Raw genomic sequence first — 15,237 nt, forward strand, 5'->3', positions numbered from 1 at the left:
AACACCGGTTAAATTATAATTTTATCAACTTTTAGAACCGTCATTTTGGCGGTTTTTTTCTGCATAAAAAAAGCGAGACTAAATTCGGATTACGACATTTAGTCTCGCTTTTTTAAATAGTTTCTGGTTGGTTATTCTGTTTATTCAATTAGGATAAAGGCTATTTTTTTGTCATTTTTACCACGACTTCACAACGAGCTGTTTGTGGGAACATGTCGACAGATTGCAAATAATGAATATTATAAACCTGAGCCAAACTAACTAAGTCTCTGGCCAGAGTCGAAACATTACACGAAACATAGACGAGTTTTTTTACTGGTTGTTGTGTTAATGCGCGTAATAATTTTTGATCTAATCCTGTTCGGGGGGGATCGACCACGATTGCATCGGGTTGAAACCCTGCTTTTAACCATTTCGGTAAAAGCTCTTCAGCTGTGCCGGTTTCATAATGCGTGTTCGTAACCCCTAAGCGTTTGGCATTCCGTTTAGCATCTTCAATCGCTTGTGGGATGGTGTCCATGCCCCGGACTTCTTTGGCGATTTTAGCCATGGATAATCCGATAGTTCCTACACCGCAATAAGCATCCACTAACGTTTCTTGTGGTGATAGTGCTAAAGCACGCCGGGCTTCAGCATATAAAATTTTTGTTTGGTAGGGATTTAATTGGAAAAAAGCTCGCGCTGATAAATCAAATTTTAAATCATCTAATGCTTCAGCGATACTTTCTTTTCCCCATAAGAGTTCAGTTGTATCCCCCATAACCAAAGAAGTCTTCTTATTTTGTACATTTTGCATGATAGAAACAAGTTGGGGCACACGTTGCGTCAATTCGCGAATTAAACTATTTTTTTGGGGTAATTTATTCGTGTGGGTAATCAAGACGAGTTGAATTTCGCCAGTTTTAATTCCTTTACGTACCATTAATGTTTTTAAAATACCACTATTTTTCTTTTCGTCATAAATAGGGATTTGATATTTGTTAATGAGTTGGACAGCAGTATTGATGAGTGTTTGGGTATCTGGTTCTTGGACAATACAATTATCAATTGCTACTAAGTTATGGGAGGCAATTTCATAAAGACCAGCCTCTACTTTTTGTTTTTTAAAATTATAACGCAATTGAAACTGTGCTTTATTGCGATAGCGCCATGGCTCTTGCATCCCAATGGTTTCTTTTAACTCGTAATTTTTATAGCCAGCTGGTTTAAACTTCGTTAAAGCTTGCTGCAATAAATCGCGTTTAAAATCTAATTGTTTATTATATGATAGGTGCTGTAATTGACAGCCGCCACAACGATCATAAAAAACACAAGGAGCAGTAATGCGATCTGGGCTTTTTTTGATTATTTGAATAATCTGCGCTTCAGCAAACTTTGCAGTGACGTTGGTAATTTTGGCTTGGATCTTTTCACCGGGTAAAGCTTTGGGGATAAAAATAATTAAACGTCTGAAATATGCAATTCCTTCGCCGTTAATGCCTAGACGCTTAATCGTGACGTTGATTTTTTGACCATTTTTCACAACTTGTTCCATAAAAGACTCCTTGTTTTAGCGGTAAAAATAAGCTCCGCGTTTCTGTTGGTTTTTACTGTAGTTATCTTAACACACTAATTCATGAAACAAAACAATCCAGAAAGCTTTGGCCCCACGGTATTTTGTGATACACTACAAACGTACATTCGCTTGTTAATTTGTAGAGTTGACCTGATAAAATATTGAAAGAGGAGGCGTCTGTATGCTTACCGTTGCAAAAGTAGCCAAGGCAAAACATGGTTTTTATGAAGTCGACTTATCAGACGGCAATTCACTAAGAGTCTCAGAAGATTTATTAATCAAATTCCGCTTATTAAAGGGAATGGAATTAGATGAAAAAGATGTTGAAGAGATAAAAAAAAATGCCCATTACGATATCGGTGTTCAATTTGCGCTAAATTATATTAGTTACCAGTTGCGTTCTGAAAAAGAAGTGCGCAGTTACTTAAAGGAACGTGAAATTCCAAGTTTTGATCGAGAAAAAATCATTCGTCATTTAAAAGACTTAAGTGTGCTCGATGATAAAGTCTATGGTGAGAGTTATGTTCGGACACAAATGCGACTAAGTGATAAAGGTCCCAGTGTATTAAAACAACAGTTGCAACAAAAAGGGTTAAAACCAGAAGTAATTGACGCTGCACTTAGTCTTTATAATGAGAAAATACAGTTTTCAGTAGCCCAGCGTGCTGCTGAAAAGGCTCTTAAGAAAATCCACAATAAAAGTTTCAAGGAAACAAAACAAAAATTACAGCTTTCCTTAAGACAAAAAGGTTTCAGTGGCGATGTAGCATCAGCTGTATTGGATAGTCTAGAATTAGAGATGGATGAAGAAACGGAAATAGAAGCCCTAAAAAAAGCTGGTGAGAAACTGTGGCGGCGTCATCAAAATAAAGCGCCCCACATTCGTAATCAAAAAATTAAACAAAGTCTTTATCAAAAGGGTTTTGCATTAGAGGAGATTCAGCAGTTTATCGATGAGCAGACAGAATGAGTACTTAAATGAAAAGCAAATAAAAAAGCTTCAAACAGACTTTATCTCGTGGTATGAAAATGAGCGACGCAACTTGCCGTGGCGGCAGACAAATGATCCGTATTTTATTTGGATTTCAGAAATTATGTTGCAACAGACCCGAGTGGATACGGTAATTGCCTATTTTTATCGGTTTACAAAAAAATATCCCACAATAAAAGCATTAGCCCAAAGCGATGAACAAGAACTTTTAAAAGTTTGGGAGGGACTGGGGTATTATTCTAGAGCACGTAATTTAAAAAAAGCGGCCCAACAAATTATGACAGAATTTGACGGTGTTTTTCCAAGCGACATTGAAGCTATTCGTTCATTAAAAGGAATTGGACCGTATACCGCCGGCGCGATTGCCAGCATCGCTTTTCAAAAAGCAGAACCGGCAATTGACGGCAATGCAATGCGTGTAATCAGTCGCTTGTACGGTGTCGACTCAGATATTGCCAAACCAGCTAGTCGCAAGATTTTTGATGAAATTTTGCGTAAACTGATCCCAACCAGTGCACCAGGAGATTTTAATCAGGCTTTGATGGATCTTGGATCAGGGGTTTGTACGCCTAAAAAGCCAGAGTGTCTTAGTTGTCCTTTAAAAAACTTTTGCTTTTCCTATAAAACACAACAACAAGAAAAATTTCCGGTTAAAACTAAAGCTACTAAACCAAAAGACGTATATTACGTTGCCATTGCCATTGTTAATGATAGTGGAGAATATCTTTTAGTACAGCGGCCTGATGAAGGACTCTTAGCAAAAATGTGGACATTTCCTTTAATTGAAGTAAGTCGGAAAGACTTTGAAATGGCACAAAAAAACTTTGCAAAAAATGCTGCCCCTATTGATCTTTTTAGTGTAGCAGAAGAGGTGCCGCTACCAGCCAGCTTGCCGCAAGATGTCGTTTGGCAAAAACGACATTTAGGCGAAATCAAACATATTTTTAGTCATTTAAAATGGCATGTATTGCTTTTTTATGGCGTAGCCCAATCAAATTTTGCCAAGCCTTTAAGGGGGCGATTTGTCCCAATCAAAGAGTTTAGCACCTATGTATTCCCGAAACCGCAGCAAAAGTTAGTAGACCTATTGGAAAAAAGCAAACAGTGAATAAACATTTCTAGTCAAGCTTTGTTTTTATTGCTATAATAATTACGATGTCGGTGTAAAACATACCCAACATACCATCACGGTTAAAAGGGAAGGTTAGAGTATGCAAATTCCAAAAGAAGGCGAGTTTGTAACAATCCAAAGTTATAAACATGATGGCAATTTGCACCGTACGTGGCGAGATACAATGGTTTTAAAAACCAGCGAATATTCGATGATTGGCGTAAATGACCACACACTGGTGACAGAGTCTGACGGTAGACGATGGGTGACTAGAGAACCTGCAATCGTTTATTTTCATAAGAAGTGTTGGTTCAACGTCATTGCCATGATTCGCGAAAAAGGTGTCTCTTATTATTGTAATCTAGCTTCACCTTATTTATTAGATGAGGAGGCCTTGAAGTATATTGATTATGATCTTGATATCAAGGTTTTTCCTGATGGTGAAAAGCGGCTACTAGATGTGGATGAATATGAGCAACATAGTAAACTCATGCATTATCCCAAAGACGTTGATTATATTTTAAAAGAAAACGTCAAAATATTAGTGGATTGGATTAATAATGGTAAAGGTCCTTTTTCAGAAGGCTATATCGATATTTGGTATGACCGCTACAAGCAATTGTCACGAAAATAAAAAAACTATCCTGCATTTTTGTGTGGGATAGTTTTTTTAGGCTCATTTAAGTAAATTAAGGTACAATAAAGATATCAAATAAATCACAGGTCGGATAATAGATGAAACGAAAAATTAAGTTTACGATTGTCATTTTAGTAATCGCCATAATCAGCGCTGGAGCTCTAATTGGACAATATAATATAAAAAGTGAAGCACAGCCAACAGTGAAGAAAAAAGAACAAGAGTCTTTTGTTACGATTGTAGATTCTAACCCGTTAACCGTAAGCACAAAAAAAGTGCAAGTTTATGTTGATCCGGCGTTATACAGTACCACCGCTGAAACGGCAAATGACTATGTTGCCTTAAAAGAGTCCCCCAACGCAAAAAGTGCGACTTTAGTTAATTTATACCGCGGAGAATGGGGCGTATACTTAGCAAGTCAAAATGATTGGATTAAAATCAATAGCAATGACGGAAAAATCGGATGGTTAAAAAAAGAAAACACCCAAATTATGACCAGTACGCGTAAAGTGAAACCGACATTAACGCAATTTAAAGTGGTCTTGGATGCCGGTCATGGTGGAATTGACACTGGTGCAGAAAGTGACGATGGTACACTTACTGAAAAAGAATTAACACTTCAGACCGTAAAAAAAATTGGTGCGGCGTTAGAAAAAATCGGTGTTAGCGTTGCGTATACCCGGACCCAAGACAACTATTTGGCGTTGGAAGATATTACCAAAAAATCAATGGCAGAAAGTGCGGATCTATTTATCAGTATTCATTATGACAAATACGACTATGATAACGGCATGAATGGACAAACGACCTACTATTACTATCAAGATGATAAATTTGCCGCAACGAGTATTAATACAGCACTTCAAAAAAACTTAGCCTTGAATAATAACGGCATTAGGCTGGGCAATTACTTTGTGTTACGCCAGTCTAATCGTCCCAGTCTATTATTAGAATTGGGCTATTTAAACAGCGACAGTGATTTAGCACTAATCAAGCAAGCAGACTTTCAAGACAAAGTAGCTACAGGGATTGTAGCTGGTATTCAGACTTACGTTAATGAACTGAATTTGAACCAATAAACAAAAGCCCAAAGAAATAGTAATTGTTTTAACAACTACTGTTTCTTTGGGCTTTTTAGTCTATATGCTAGCTTATCGTATTAAGTTTTTGCAAGATCAACTTGATTAAATAAACTAGATTTTAGTCTGCTAATTTTTTTATCATGGTGACGTGTTTAATGCCTGCTTCTGTAAAAGGTTCCCCGGTCGCCTTAAAACCCATTTCTTGGTAAAAAGCGCGTGCTTGCCATTGTGAGCCTAAGGTAATTTCTTTAAAATCATGTTCTTTTGCAAAATCTTCTGCCCCTTGTAACAAAATTTTTCCTAAACCTTTACCCCGATATTCTTTTAGCACAGCCATGCGTTGTACTTTTACTGTAGTATCATCTAGTGGCAAAAGACGGACGGTTGCCAGTGGTTTTTTTTGGTCATCATATAAGACAAAATGGATTGCATAGGCTTCGTTACCATCAATTTCAATGGATAAAGGAACTTTTTGTTCTTTTACAAAAACTTGGTTACGGATTTTCACCGCAGCTAAATAAATCTCACTCATAGTATCTCTAGTTTGGAGGATACGCAAAAAAATCGCCTTCTTTCAATATTTTTTCAATTCTTGCAAAAATAATTGCAAATACCCTTGTTTTAAGTTTGCAAGTCAGTTATTTTTTGATAAGATTAGTAACAACTAAAATTAAAACAGAATGACGAAATTGTAAACTGTTTTGTTTAGCTGAAGGAGTGATAATTTGTTAGAAAAACTAAAAAATTCAAAAATCATGTTTTGGTCATTAGAATTACTAATTTTGGCTACCTTGATTTTTGTTTCAACCAAAATTGATTTCATTTTTAAACCAATTGGAACTTTTTTCTCAACCCTTTTTGCACCAGTTCTAATTGCGGGGTTTTTGTATTATTTATTAAACCCAATTGTGAACTTATTGGAAAAAAGAGTCAAACTAAAACGAATTTATGGAATTATTTTAGTTTTTATTCTTTTAATCGGTGCGTTGGTCTTAATTATCGGTAGTGTTATTCCAAGTCTTGTCAGCCAAATTACTTCGTTGGCTGAAAGTATCCCTTCATTTATTGCAAGTGTGGAGGACTGGATCAGAGAAATGGCACGTAGTCCGTTTTTCAAACAAATCGATCTGCAAGCGCAATTTGATAAATTGGACATTTCCTATGGTACGATTATTCAACGCTTTTTAAGTAGCCTTTCCAATAGTATCGGTTCAATTGTTGGTCAAGTCGCAAATGCCACGATGATTATTGTAACTGCGCCCTTTATTTTATTTTACATGTTAAAAGACGGAAATCGTTTGGTGCCAAATATTCAACGTTTCTTTCCCGTTAATCGGCGCCAGCAAATTGTGGATCTCTTAGGAAAGTTAAATTATACCTTATCGAAATATATTAGCGGACAAGCCATTGAATGTGTTTTTGTTGCTACATTTACTTTTATCGGGTATTTGGTCATCGGGGTGGATTACGCCTTCTTATTTGGTGTGATTGCAGGGGTCACCAACTTAATTCCTTACTTGGGTCCTTATTTAGGACTGATGCCAGCTGTTTTAGTGACTGTTTTTGATTCACCACTAAAAGCATTGCTGTGTTGTGTTGTCGTCTTAATTGTACAACAATTAGATGGAAATATTATTTATCCTAACGTAATTGGAAAAACATTGTCCATTCATCCTTTGACGATTATTTTAGTTTTATTAGTAGCCGGAAACATTGCAGGGTTATTAGGGATTTTCTTAGGGGTGCCATTTTACGCTGTGTGCCGGGTTTTAGTCACCTTTATTGTGAAGTTAGTGAAAGAAGATAAAAAAATCCATGAGGATGAATTAGTAAAAGATGAGATACAACAAACGGAGTAGTATTGTTTTTATTGCAAAGAATTTACCTTTGTGATACGATTTTAGCGTGGCAAATGCCACGCTTTTTTTCTATTTAAACATGAAAATATAAGGAGAGAAAGAAATTATGAATTCTGACCCCGAGAGTCAGTCGCTGATCGCCCAGTTTTTATTATTAATTGTTTTAACGCTGATTAATGCCTTTTTGGCTGCTTCAGAAATTGCCGTTGTGTCAATTAACAAAAACCGGGTGGAACAAAAAGCTGAAGAAGGCAATGTCAAGTCGCAAAAATTACTCAAAATATTGGAAAACCCAACTAACTTTTTATCCACCATCCAAGTGGGGATTACGTTAGTAAATATTTTATCAGGGGCATCCTTAGCTGACACGCTATCTAGCCGTCTGGCACCTGTTTTAGGTGGTGGAGCTGCCGCTAAAAGTATTGCCAATATTATCGTTTTAGCGATTTTAACTTATGTGTCCATCGTTTTTGGGGAATTATACCCTAAGCGAATTGCCTTAAATAAATCAGAAGAAGTTGCGACTTTTACTTCTGGTGTTATCCGTGTCATTGGCACAATCGCAAAACCTTTTGTGTGGTTGTTATCGGCATCAACCAGTCTATTGGCAAAAATTACGCCGATGGATTTTGATGATGAAGACTCAAAAATGACCCGCGATGAAATGCGTTATATGTTGGAAACAGAAGGTGTTTTAGAAGAAGACGAATTGGAAATGTTACAAGGGGTCTTTTCACTAGATACAAAAGTGGCCCGCGAAGTCATGGTACCTAGAACAGACGCTTTTATGGTAGACATTAATGATCCAATCGCTGAAATTGTAACTGACGTGTTATCAGAAAATTATTCCCGTATTCCAGTCTATGATGAAGATAAGGACAAAGTAATTGGTGTCTTGCATACTAAGAATCTTTTGAAAGCGGCTTATCAATTTGGCTTTGAAAATATTGATATGCATAAGATTTTACAAGAGCCTTTATTTGTACCAGAAACAGTTTTTATTGACGACTTATTATATGAATTGAAAAAGACCCGTAACCAAATGGCGATTCTTTTAGATGAGTATGGTGGTATGGTAGGGGTTGTGACATTAGAAGACTTGTTGGAAGAAATCGTAGGTGAAATTGACGATGAAACCGATGAAGTAGAAAAACTATATGAACAAGTAAATGATCATGAATATATTATTCAAGGTCGCATGCTAATTGATGAGTTTAACGAAGCCTTTGACACGGACTTGCATATGAGTGATGTGGATACAATGGCTGGATACCTAATCACAGCTTTGGGAACTATTCCAGATGAAGGTGAGAAACTTTCTTTTGAAGTGGACAACTTGACTCTGATTTCTGAAGAGATGGAAGGTTCACGTGTGTTGAAAATCCGCGTTATTTTCCGCGACCCGGAAATTGAAGTTCAACCAGAGGAAGAAAGACGTCATTTTCGTAAAGAGTTTGAAGATGACGAGCCAAGACGTTAAAAAGTGGAGGTGATGTGCTGAAATTTTGGCACATCACTTTTTTATCGTTTATGAAATTTTCATTCCATGCTATACTAGCATAGTTGTTTACTATTACCCTAAGCCAAAATACAAGTTAATGGCTACTGCCATTTTTAATTTTACGAAATAAAGGAGAACACAATGGATAACCCAAATTTACGAAAAGAAGTCGATAGCCGACGCACGTTTGCAATTATTTCCCACCCGGACGCGGGGAAAACAACAATTACCGAACAATTATTACTTTTTGGTGGTGCCATTCGCCAAGCAGGGACTGTTAAAGGAAAAAAAACAGGTAATTTTGCCAAATCTGACTGGATGGAAATTGAAAAACAACGGGGGATTTCCGTTACAAGTTCTGTGATGCAGTTTGATTACGATGATAAACGTGTGAACATCTTAGACACACCCGGACATGAAGATTTCTCTGAGGATACGTATCGGACATTGATGGCGGTGGATAGTGCTGTTATGGTTATTGATAGTGCCAAAGGGATTGAAGCACAAACCAAAAAATTATTTCAAGTGGTAAAAAAACGAGGAATCCCGATCTTCACTTTTATTAACAAATTAGACCGTGATGGTCGTGAACCACTGGAATTACTGGAAGAATTAGAAGATTTATTACAAATTGAATCATTTCCAATGAACTGGCCAATTGGGATGGGAAAAGGTTTAGAAGGTTTATACGATATTTATAATGAGCGGATTGAATTGTATCGACCAGAAAATTACGGTGGAAAACGTTTAATTCCTCTAGATGAAGAAGGCGAAATTCCAGCAGACCACCCTTTTCGTGGCAGTGGTCAGTATGACCAAGTCTTAGAAGAAGTTGAATTAGTTAAAGAAGCCGGCGATAGCTTTGATCGCAAAAAAATCGCCAGTGGCAAACAAACTCCTGTCTTCTTCGGTTCAGCTTTAACTAATTTTGGTGTTCAAACTTTCTTAGAAACATTTTTAGAATTTGCGCCATCTCCTTATGCCCATAAAACCGAAGAAGGAGATGAAGTCAGTCCATATGAGCCAGAGTTTTCCGGTTTTGTCTTCAAAATTCAAGCGAATATGAATCCAGCTCACCGTGACCGGATTGCATTCGTTAGAATTTGTTCAGGAACCTTTGTTCGCGGGATGGACATCACCTTAGAACGTACTGGTAAAAAAATGAAATTAAGCAATGTTACTCAATTTATGGCAGATGCTAGAGAAAATATCCAAGAAGCTGTTGCTGGCGATATTATCGGGGTTTATGATACTGGTAATTATCAAATTGGCGATACGCTTTATGAAGGAAAATTAAAAGTTGCGTATGAAGAGTTGCCATCATTTACGCCAGAGCTATTTATGAAAGTACAAGCCAAAAATGTGATGAAACAAAAATCATTTCATAAAGGCATTCAGCAATTGGTGCAAGAAGGCGCTATTCAGATGTACCGTACTTATTTAACTGACGAATATGTCATTGGTGCGGTAGGCCAATTGCAATTTGAAGTTTTCCAATATCGGATGAAAAATGAATACAATGCCGAAGTTGTTATGACACCGATGGGACATAAGATCGCTCGCTGGATCGATCCTGCCCAACTTGATGAAAAAATGAGCTCTAGTAGAAATATTTTGGCTCGTGACCGTTTTGATCAACCTTTATTCTTATTTGAAAATCAATTTGCGATGCGCTGGTTTGCTGATAAGTATCCGGATGTGGAATTAAAGAGCTTGATGTAAGTGATAAAAATAGACACCTTACTTAAAAAAGTAGGGTGTCTATTTATTTAATAACAATATATTCATCTAAAGCAATAAGTTTATTTGTAAATAAAACCCAAAAATTATGCTAGTAATCAATTGAAATTGAGAATTTTTTTTTTTGAAATATAATCGCCTAGCCAAAGATTATTCCTTTGTGCTATTATGAAGTATAAACTCAAAAGGGGAAGTAAGATGTTAGAAAATATTTTGTTAGACGATCCAGCTCAAAATAAATTGATGCTCTTTAAGCACATGCTAGAACTTGATCGCGGTTTATACCCAATTCATTATTTTGAAAAATACACTGGTTTTTCTCATATCAAAACAGCTAATCTGCTAAACCAAATGAATCAAGATTTAAAAGACTTAGAAACTGGATATGTGTTGTTTACAGAAAAAGAAAAAGTACAAATCGATGGGAATTTACCCAAATTTCACAGCTATCAACAGTTTCTTTTTCAAAGTAGTGTACCTTATCGCGTCTTGGTGGCTACCTTGCTTCAACCGGAAATGGATTTAAAAGATTTTGGACAACAAACAAATTTAAGTCAATCTTCTTTAATGCGGCGACTAAAACCCTTAGTTGCTTATTTAAAAGATAAAGGAATTCGATTAAATTGTCTACAAATGGAAATGACTGGACGAGAAGCGCTGGTACGAATTATGTACTTCAATTTTTTGTGGATGGTGGATTTTGGCACAGAATTATTCCAGCATTTTGAAAATCTAAATGTTGATTTGAATGCGTTGTTTGATGAAGATGACTTAGCTTTTCTAAAATACGTAGAACAACGGGAATTTACGGTCTATCAAGCGATTAGTTTGTTACGGACTCAATTAGGCTATTATGTCGACGAACCAGAGATTAACCATTATTTCTATCCAACAACAATTAATGGCCGCTTTAAACAAAAGTTAGCGCAAAGTGGTGTAGCTGAAACATACCAAGAAAGAGAAGCTAATTTTGTATCTTATATGATTTTTTATTGGCCACAGTATTTTTCAGAAGATGATCCCCGTCTGTCTTTTGTACGGAAAAATTATAAGAACCTGACAACTTCAAAGGAAAAGGCAAAAGTCTTTTTTGATAAAATGCTGCCCTATTTTCAAAGCTTTTCCCGTAGCAAGCAGGAATTAATTCTGTTAAATTATCAAACGATTTTTCTACGCCAAGAATTATTTGACGGTAAAGCACCGAAAAATCTAGATTTCATTTTGGAAAGTTTGAAAATTCAACATCCCAATTATGAAATTTTACATGGACATATTGCCAGTGCAATAGAAGCAGAGGAAAGCGCTGATTTAATTAATCTTTTAACTTTAGTCAGCTTGCCACAAGTTGAACGCAGTGAGAAGACAGAAAAGATTAAAGTAGGAATTATTGGCTTTCCTAACCACTTCTTATTATATTCTTTGATTAATCGTATCGAGGACTTGCCATTTGTCGAATATTCTTTAATGAATACCGCCTCTAAAGAAAAATACGACGCAGTAATTACATGTTCTAACTCGCTCGTTCCGTTAGAGAACTCAAATTACTGGATTGTTGAAGGTGAAGATTCTTTTGATGCAACAGATGATTTTTTATTTCATATTTTTAAAGAAAGACAAAAAGATCAAAAAGTTCATTTGAATATTGGTTAAAGCTAACCCGTAAAGATCTGCCCTGTCTAAAACTTAGGTAAAAAGGGATGTTGGAAAATTCAGAATTACTGAAAAACTTTAGAGAGGCTCTTAACGAGTTATGGGTCAGTTATATAAAAAAATCTGGGATAAAAAGGCAACGTGGCTTTTTATCCCAGATTTTTTTATGATGCATTGTTACTTAGTTGGTTTGTTTTAATTGAAATTTCTACAAGACCTGGTAGCTCAATTTGGGTAATTGTATCAGGCTCATAACTGCCAGAGGGCATTTTTTTCAAAAAATATTCTTTTACTTCATTAATTTCACGTTCGTTAAGGTTGCGCTTTTTATTAATCAGCAAAATTTCGTTATGATGCGGGGCAACTGTATAAACGATGGTCGAATTGCCCGCCGTATAAACTTTCACCAATTCGGCGTCCGTATTTTCTAACTGATTGCGTACCAAACGCGAATGGCTATTGGTAACGTTGATTAATTTCATCTGGTTCACTCCTTCAAGGCAAGTTTGAACTAACTCAATTATTATTATACGGTTCCGGACTTATTTAGCAAAGTGATTACACTTGAAAAATCAAACAAAATTTGTTAATTTTGGTAGTTTTCTAAACTATTTTTTTGTATATGAGCTAAAAAGCAGAGGTCTAACTTTTATTAAAAGTTAGACCTCTGCTTTTGTTAATTTAATTATTCTTCTTTTGTTTTGTCTTGATTACTTAAATCTTCTTTTGAATCTTTTGTCTCATTGACCTGTAAGGCGGTAACTTCAATTTTACCGTCTTTGGTTAAGTGGGCAGTGAGTTCTTTAACTGTTGGATGATCTAAGAAGTATTCGGCAATGCCATCTTCAATTTGATCTTGAATAGTACGACGTAATGGGCGAGCACCCATTGCAGGGTTATACCCCAAGTCGACTAATTTTTCTTCTACATCTTTTGGTACAGTGATGTGTAAGTGTTGTACAGCCAGCATATCGTTTACTTCATTTAACATTAAGTCGACAATGTGAAGTAAATTGTCTTTACTTAAAGCTTTGAATTCGATAATACCGTCAAAACGGTTCAAAAATTCAGGTGAGAAGTAATTGTTTAATTGATTTAAGACAGAACGTGTCACGCCTTCTCTGGTTGCGCCAAAGCCAACGCTGGCTTCGACATTACCTGTGCCGGCATTACTTGTCATAATAATCAATGTATCTTTGAAGCTAACTGTTCGCCCTTGGGCATCGGTTAGACGTCCATCGTCTAAAATTTGCAAGAACATGTGCAAAACATCCGGATGGGCTTTTTCGATTTCATCTAACAAAATCAAGCTGTAAGGATTACGACGAACTTTTTCTGTTAATTGACCAGCTTCTTCATAGCCAACATAGCCTGGAGGAGAACCGATTAATTTAGCCACACTATGTTTTTCCATGTACTCAGACATATCAAAACGAATCATAGAATCTTCAGAACCAAACATTTCATAAGCTAATTGTTTTGCTAATTCAGTTTTACCAACACCAGTTGGTCCAACGAATAGAAAAGAGCCGATTGGACGATTTTTCTTGCCCAAACCAACACGATTACGGCGGATAGCCTTAGCAACTTTATCAATTGCTTCATCTTGACCAATAACATGTTCTTTTAAATCATGGCCGAGATTTTTCAATTGTGTTTGTTCTTTTTCTTTTAATTCGCCAACGGGAATACCCGTACGTTCTTCAACAATTTGTTCCATATCTTTTTCAGAGATGGTAGGTGTTTCTTCATCGCTGATTTGTTTATTTTTCATTTCTTCTAATTTATTGATTTGATCGCGATAATACGCTGCTTTTTCAAAATCTTCTTCCTTAGAAGCTTGTTGTTTTTGTGCTTCGGCATCCGCCAGCTTTTTCTCAATGGCTTTTGGATCAACTAATTGAATCGTTAAGTTTTTCTTGGAACCTGATTCATCTAATAAATCAATTGCTTTATCAGGTAAAAAGCGATCTTGGATATAACGATTTGAAAGGATAGCCGCCGCTTTGATTGCATCATCGGTATATTTTACATGGTGATAATCTTCATAACGTGGTTGCAAACCTTTCAAAATTGCGATGGTTTCTTCAACGGAAGGTTCATCTACTCGAACTGGTTGCATCCGACGTTCTAAAGCAGCGTCTTTTTCAATGATGCGGTACTCGTTTAAAGTAGTAGCACCAACCATTTGCAATTCTCCTCGAGCTAAAGCTGGTTTCAAGATATTGCCTGCGTCCATATTGCCATCACCAGCCGCACCGGCACCAACAATTTCGTGTACTTCATCAATGAACAAGATAACATTTTCAGCTTGTTTAATTTCATCGATTAACTTTTGCATCCGTTCTTCAAATTGCCCTCTTATACCTGTTCCTTGAACTAGAGAGGCTACGTCTAAACGGATAACTTCTTTATCAAGAAGTTTTTGTGGAACATCGCCGTCGACGATTTTTTGAGCCAAGCCTTCAACGACAGCCGTTTTACCCACACCGGGTTCTCCGATTAAAACAGGGTTATTTTTTGTTCGACGATTTAAAATTTCAATAACACGTTTAATTTCTTCATCACGACCGACAACTGGATCGATATCACCATTACGGGCTTGTTCAGTGATGTTGATACCATATTCACCTAAAAGACCGTTAGCTCCTTGGTTTTGGCGAGGAGGTTGTCCGCCGTTAAAGTTATTGCCACCACCAAATTGCGTAGGGGGCGTTTGTTCACCAGCATTTCTTGGTTGCATTTGTTGCGACATTTGACGGAATAAATCGTCAAGACTTCCAAAGCCAAATGGATCTTGGGCCATCATACTTGTTTGACTACCAGTTTGATTTTTTAGTTTTTGGTAGCAGCTTTGGCAGTAGTCCAGTTGCTTTCTTTGGCCATTTACATTTGCGTATAAATGAATGGTTGCTTCATTTTTGCCACAGTTTTGACAAAGCATAAATAATTCACGACCTTTCATGGATTTACTTACATTTATTATTGTAACGCGCTTTTTTTAATCAGTAAAAAGATACACCTAAAAAGCGAGGTCTAGTCAAAGTTATCTTTGACCTTTATTGACCATAACTGTATTATACTAAATTTATTTATTGGTGCAAGTAATTT

General features: G+C 36.5%; 12 protein-coding genes. 8 read left to right on the forward strand and 4 right to left on the reverse strand.

From position 1 onward, the window contains the following. Positions 1-160 precede the first annotated feature (160 nt). Positions 161-1,534, reverse strand: a complete 1,374-nt coding sequence (gene rlmD, locus JZO76_RS10265; RefSeq protein ID WP_206903967.1) for a 23S rRNA (uracil(1939)-C(5))-methyltransferase RlmD — start codon at positions 1,532-1,534, stop codon at positions 161-163. A gap of 202 nt (positions 1,535-1,736) precedes the next feature. On the opposite strand from rlmD, the gene recX reads away from it, so the two are divergent. The 4 genes from recX to JZO76_RS10285 all read left to right on the forward strand — a co-directional run bounded on the left by recX (position 1,737) and on the right by JZO76_RS10285 (position 5,373). Next, positions 1,737-2,525 (forward strand): recombination regulator RecX, encoded by a 789-nt coding sequence (recX, locus tag JZO76_RS10270; protein ID WP_206903968.1) that lies wholly within the window; start codon positions 1,737-1,739, stop codon positions 2,523-2,525. Further along, positions 2,509-3,654, forward strand: coding sequence for an A/G-specific adenine glycosylase (gene mutY / locus JZO76_RS10275; RefSeq protein ID WP_206903969.1), 1,146 nt, complete (start codon positions 2,509-2,511; stop codon positions 3,652-3,654). The genes recX and mutY overlap by 17 nt, the downstream gene beginning before the upstream one ends. Positions 3,655-3,757: 103 nt before the next feature. Then, positions 3,758-4,291: a nucleoside tri-diphosphate phosphatase gene (gene ntdP, locus JZO76_RS10280; RefSeq protein ID WP_071864770.1), complete on the forward strand. Its 534-nt coding sequence runs from the start codon at positions 3,758-3,760 to the stop codon at positions 4,289-4,291. A gap of 101 nt (positions 4,292-4,392) precedes the next feature. Next, positions 4,393-5,373 (forward strand): N-acetylmuramoyl-L-alanine amidase, encoded by a 981-nt coding sequence (locus JZO76_RS10285; RefSeq protein ID WP_206903970.1) that lies wholly within the window; start codon positions 4,393-4,395, stop codon positions 5,371-5,373. Between the two features lie 121 nt (positions 5,374-5,494). Here the strand turns inward: JZO76_RS10285 and JZO76_RS10290 are convergent, their stop codons facing one another. After that, on the reverse strand, positions 5,495-5,935 hold the full coding sequence (locus tag JZO76_RS10290; RefSeq protein ID WP_206903971.1) for a GNAT family N-acetyltransferase: 441 nt from the start codon (positions 5,933-5,935) through the stop codon (positions 5,495-5,497). 166 nt (positions 5,936-6,101) lie between these two features. Between JZO76_RS10290 and JZO76_RS10295 the strand changes: the two genes are divergently transcribed. The 4 genes from JZO76_RS10295 (at position 6,102) to JZO76_RS10310 (ending at position 12,126) form a co-directional block, all read left to right on the forward strand. Then, a complete protein-coding gene (locus JZO76_RS10295) occupies positions 6,102-7,235 on the forward strand; it encodes an AI-2E family transporter (protein ID WP_206903972.1) in 1,134 nt (377 codons plus the stop codon). A 106-nt stretch (positions 7,236-7,341) separates the two neighbouring features. Next, positions 7,342-8,715 (forward strand): hemolysin family protein, encoded by a 1,374-nt coding sequence (locus tag JZO76_RS10300; RefSeq protein WP_206903973.1) that lies wholly within the window; start codon positions 7,342-7,344, stop codon positions 8,713-8,715. A 162-nt stretch (positions 8,716-8,877) separates the two neighbouring features. After that, on the forward strand, positions 8,878-10,458 hold the full coding sequence (locus JZO76_RS10305) for a peptide chain release factor 3 (protein WP_206903974.1): 1,581 nt from the start codon (positions 8,878-8,880) through the stop codon (positions 10,456-10,458). 216 nt (positions 10,459-10,674) lie between these two features. Continuing rightward, positions 10,675-12,126 (forward strand): helix-turn-helix domain-containing protein, encoded by a 1,452-nt coding sequence (locus JZO76_RS10310; RefSeq protein WP_206903975.1) that lies wholly within the window; start codon positions 10,675-10,677, stop codon positions 12,124-12,126. Between the two features lie 164 nt (positions 12,127-12,290). Here JZO76_RS10310 and JZO76_RS10315 read toward each other — a convergent pair whose 3' ends face one another. Both JZO76_RS10315 and JZO76_RS10320 read right to left on the reverse strand, forming a co-directional pair. Next, positions 12,291-12,608 carry a DUF1827 family protein gene (locus tag JZO76_RS10315; protein WP_206903976.1) on the reverse strand — a complete coding sequence of 106 codons (318 nt, stop codon included), beginning with the start codon at positions 12,606-12,608 and terminating at the stop codon, positions 12,291-12,293. Positions 12,609-12,811: 203 nt separating this feature from the next. After that, complete coding sequence (locus JZO76_RS10320; protein WP_206904193.1) at positions 12,812-15,070, reverse strand: ATP-dependent Clp protease ATP-binding subunit; 2,259 nt, start codon at positions 15,068-15,070, stop codon at positions 12,812-12,814. Positions 15,071-15,237: the final 167 nt, after the last annotated feature.

The organism is Candidatus Enterococcus myersii, assembly GCF_017316025.1.
Taxonomy (GTDB): Bacteria; Bacillota; Bacilli; order Lactobacillales; family Enterococcaceae; genus Enterococcus_C; species Enterococcus_C montenegrensis.